The sequence below is a fragment of the Paenibacillus sp. AR247 genome, from assembly GCF_002968895.1.
Classification (GTDB): domain Bacteria; phylum Bacillota; class Bacilli; order Paenibacillales; family Paenibacillaceae; genus Paenibacillus_AQ; species Paenibacillus_AQ favisporus.
This window is the reverse complement of the sequence record NZ_PCZT01000020.1, coordinates 254,959-258,742: the sequence shown is the minus strand read 5'-3', so window position 1 is coordinate 258,742 and position 3,784 is coordinate 254,959. Positions and strand designations below refer to the sequence as shown.

General features: G+C 54.8%; 3 pseudogenes and 1 riboswitch. Of the pseudogenes, 1 reads left to right on the top strand and 2 read right to left on the bottom strand.

The features are described from left to right. Nucleotides 1-708 (bottom strand): annotated as a pseudogene (locus CPT76_RS28270) (FAD-dependent oxidoreductase); the annotation flags it as partial. Between the two features lie 55 nt (nt 709-763). Then, nucleotides 764-863: riboswitch (purine riboswitch) on the bottom strand. A 253-nt stretch (nt 864-1,116) separates the two neighbouring features. Here CPT76_RS28270 and CPT76_RS42330 point away from each other — a divergent pair. Beyond that, a pseudogene (locus tag CPT76_RS42330) lies at nt 1,117-1,523 on the top strand (VOC family protein). A gap of 104 nt (nt 1,524-1,627) precedes the next feature. Here CPT76_RS42330 and CPT76_RS28260 read toward each other — a convergent pair. Then, a pseudogene (locus tag CPT76_RS28260) lies at nt 1,628-3,784 on the bottom strand (hypothetical protein); the annotation flags it as partial.

Genomic DNA, 3,784 nt, shown 5'->3' with positions numbered 1-3,784 from the left:
GAGCCGGCGCTTTTTCAGGATGCTTGTCAGCCAGGCTGATCCGTCCCGCCGGGGGCAATGATGACGCGGTCCGCCTCGTAACTGTCCCCGTTCTTCAGGACGATGCCCTGCACCGTGTGGACGCCGTCTTCCCTTGACGGTGAGGATGTCTTCCACCTCGGCCTTGAACATCATGTCGATGCGCGTGTTCAGAAACTCGTAGATCGATTTTAAAATTTCCAGGTTCTGTTCGGTGCCAAGATGCCGTACCTGTGCCCGCAGCAGCTTCAGACCCGCCGCATAACCACGCTGCTCGATGCCCCGGATGACATCCGTCGTCGGATCGGTAATATTCGTCGTAGCGCCATGATGCAGGTTCAGCTCGTCAACGTAACGGATCAACTCAAGCACTTTGGATGGTGGCAGATAGTCCGTCATCCAGCCGCCAAATTCGGTCGTAATGTTAAATTTTCCGTCACTGTAAGCTCCGGCTCCGCCAAAGCCCGCTGTGATCGAGCAGGCGGGCACGCAGCCCGCAAACTCCTTACGGCCGCCGGCAGGCGGACATAACTTGATTTTGTCCTCCAATATTGGACAGCTGCGGCGGTAAATATCATGCCCTTTATCCACCAGAAGCACCTTCAGATGAGGCGCCTTTAACGCAAATTCATAACAGGCAAAAATACCGGCCGGACCGGCTCCAACGACAATAACATCATATTTACTCATCATGTTCCTCCTGAAATGGGTTAGGTCAACAAAAAAATCCCCGGCATAGAATAGGTATGCGAAGCAGCCTATTCGTAGCCAGGGATTTACGGCCCCTAGTAGAAACCCTCAAACCATATCATTGAGGTTATACGAATCAAGTGTCTGTTATTTATCGTTTACAGGAGTTAGTGTAATGGATAAATACGAATGTGTCAACACCATCTATGACAATCGTTCGTATTTTAGTGAAAAATAATTAGTTCCAATGCATTTAACATAATATAACGCCATAAAATACGAACATTATGGATACTCGAAAATACAAATTGCCAATAGCGCTTTGATTGGATAAGATGAAAGCGTTACCGTCGGACGACGAATCATACCGATTCGGAATTCTAAATCAATCTACGGGAGGTAGACCGGATGATTAGAGGGATTGGGCATTTGGCCTTTGATGTAGCCGATATGAACAAATCGATCGATTTTTACTGCGGCATTCTCGGATTTAAAAAAGCCTTTTCGATTGAGGATGATCATGGCAACCCCTGGATCGAGTATATCAAGGTGCGTGAAGGCCAGTTTATCGAGCTGTTTTATGGGGCTGAAAATAACCCGAAGCGGTGAAACGCCCCATCGGATTCTCGCATTTGTGCCTGGAAGTGGACAGCATCGAAGAAATCGCCGCCCATCTGAAACGGCATGGTGTTCCGTTGGACGTGGAGCCCCAACAGGGAAAAGACACCAATTGGCAGTGCTGGGTGAAGGATCCAGACGGAAACCGCATTGAATTTATGCAGCTTAACCCGGATTCCCCGCAAATGAAGGCTTAAAAAAACCCCTTAGTCGCATGAATGATGCGATTAAGGGGTTTCCTTTTATCCATTTATGAATTTCTATCAATGGGGCCAATCTGTCCTGCCACTGAAATTCATCCTTATTTCCCATCCGTCGACGGCTGATCGCCGGATGCCTTTTCGTCGGTCGTATTGCCCGTTTCCTGATCCGTGTTTCCTTGCCCAGAATTTACGGTCAAGACAAACGATCCGCCGGCCGCGTTGACTTTATCAATCTGGCTAATGTCCAGCTTTTTGCCCAGCTTCACGGTTACGGTGCTCGTGTATTCGTCCGTCAACGTATTACCGGAACCGGGTGCACCTGTAGTTCCCGTAGTTCCTGAACTGTCCGCCGCTCCCCCGGTGCCACCGTTACTGGTGTCTCCGCTGCCTGAAGCTGTACCGTCTTTACCGCCGGCAGTGCCGGTCGATGCATCCGATTGATCGGCAGCCTTGTCGGACGACTGACCGGAGTCCGCTCCCCCACCGTTCGAGTCCGTTCCCGCCGTTCCATCCGTAACGTTCGTCTTTCCGGAAGACCCGCCGGTATCCGCCTGTCCGTCCTTCGTCGTATCCGTATCGGTCCCGCCAGGCGTTTCGCCGGTCTGTCCGCCTTCCGTCGCATCCGTGCCTGACGTTGACGTTCCTGCCGAATCGGAGGTCTGCCCGTCGGTTGCCTTGCCACCTGCCGTATCTCCGGACGTGGAATCCGTTCCCCCGGCCGGATCCGCTGCGCACTGACTGACCGTCTGCGGATCAATCGCCTCAAACAGGATGTTACCGTCCTTGTCCAGGACGGTCACTTCACCGGCTTTGAAGTCCCGGCAGGCTTCCGGCTGCTTGAAGTGGAAGGTGAGCTCCGTCAATTCCCCTTGCTCCCCATCCTTGACCTGCTCCGCCGTAAGCAGCGGAATTTCCGTTGCCGTCTCCGTCGCCGGAGGCTGGGAAGCGACCGGCGGTTTCGTAACGTCTACCGGGTCCGCCTTCCGGTCAAAGGCGCCGTTCGCCTGCAGCGTCAGCATCGTGACGCCTGCTGCGATGACAATGACCAGCAGCACCGAGCTGAGCATGATCGGCTTGCGGTTGTTTCTGAAAAATTTCATCCACGATGGCGCAAGTTCCGACCGCGCCCGGGCGTAAGCCGGCTGAAGCGCCTGCGGAGCGGAGTCAAAGTATCTTTTCACCTTGTCTTTGTTCCGGAACGCGCCCGGGTCATTTCTTTTCATAAACGACACGATCGCCGCGGCATACGCGGGCACCAGGCCTCGCGGACGCACAAACAGCGGCTGGTCCGCCGACCACTGGATGTACTCATACACCGTCTCCGGGCTGTCTCCGTACTTATACACGAAATCCAGCAGGGATCCGTAATCCACCGCGCCGGTCTCCACGTCCTGACAGAAGGCCAGAGTAATCCACTCGAACACCTCCGGCTTCACTTCCCGCTGCAGCCAGCCACGGCCGATATACTGCACCTGATCCCTCTCCGCAAAGGACAATCCGTCCAGCACGTCCTCCCTTTTCGGATGGTCGGTACCGAACCATTGATAGAGCGCCAGCATGACATTCGCTTTGGAGCGGATGCGGGCATCGAATCGGGATACCCACGATCTTAATTCCTTCGGCTCCCGCAGAAATCCAATATCCAGCAGCTGCTCTCTCGAAAGACGCTCCAAATCCAGATCCTTCAGCAAAAAGAGATTGGCCGCATACACCAGCCGGTCGACAAACCGCGACCCGCCTTCGATTTGGCCCAGTCCGCGGCCCGGATCCCGCTCGAGATCGTCCAACTGGTCCATCACCGCATTCACGGCGCGGACCGGATCGGACTCCCGGCCCAGCTTGTCCATCAGCTGCGTTTCCGCAAGCTTGGTGAACACCGCGTTCTCCAGCACGATCGGGTGATTCTGCACCCAGACGCCGGCTAGCTCGACTAGATCGCTGGCTGTCGCTGCCTGTTTCAGCCTGTTTTCTATGTAAGGCTCGAACAGCAGGGCGGGTAGCCCCGGGCTGCTCAGCACACGGGCGAAGAAAGTGCGGCTCAAGGCCGGTGTGCTCTCCAGCATGCCGTACGCGGCTTGCGCAATATCCTCACGCTGCTGCGACAGCGCATTGTTGATCGTACGGATGAAATACTCCACGATGCGCAGGCCAAAATTTTTGCCGTCGACGGCATAGTAATCCTTGATGCTTTCGATGATGTCCGTTCCTGGCACCTCGCCCAGCTTCACCCGATCCAGCTCCTTGTCAAAACGCGT